Origin of the sequence: Pseudoalteromonas sp. S1727 (genome assembly GCF_005886375.1) — a bacterium.
GTDB lineage: Bacteria > Pseudomonadota > Gammaproteobacteria > Enterobacterales > Alteromonadaceae > Pseudoalteromonas > Pseudoalteromonas haloplanktis.
This window is the reverse complement of the sequence record NZ_PNDT01000242.1, coordinates 1-515: the sequence shown is the minus strand read 5'-3', so window position 1 is coordinate 515 and position 515 is coordinate 1. Positions and strand designations below refer to the sequence as shown.

1 protein-coding gene is annotated in these 515 nt (G+C 42.1%); it reads right to left on the bottom strand.

Going from position 1 to position 515, the window contains the following annotated elements:
• The coding region (locus CWB85_RS22875; protein ID WP_283235144.1) for a flagellin at positions 1 to 515 on the bottom strand (515 nt) is incomplete at both ends.

The window sequence follows — 515 nt, the reverse complement described above, 5'->3', positions numbered from 1 at the left end:
GGCAGATTGTTGGCGTTGATTTGCTTGACCTAAAATAGTTTGACTCGCTTGTTGTAAAATTTGGTTTTTCGTTAAGTTAGCCGTTTCTGCCGCGAAATCAGCATCTTTAATACGTGATTTAGCAGATGCTAGATTTTCAGAGATATTAGCTTGATTACGAATTGTAGATTGAAAACGGTTTTGCACCGCACCGAGTTCAGCACGCTTTTTATCAACTACAGCGATCAGTGAGTCCATTCCAGCCAATACTTTTTGTGCATTGACTTGTGTCGAAACACTAATTCCGTCAGCTGTAAATACACTTGCAAAGCTAATTGAAGAAGCTGATATACCAGCTGAACCGACCGTAGCGATAGAACTTATACCTGCAGCTAAGACATCATAGTCTTTACCGCCTACAGCAGCAGCAACTCCAGCGATACCTGAAAGGGTAAAGCCACCTGCTAAAGAGTTAGGAGTGCCAGCACTGTCAGTTCCAACTGTCTGCATACTAAAGCTAATTGTTTGCACAGCAT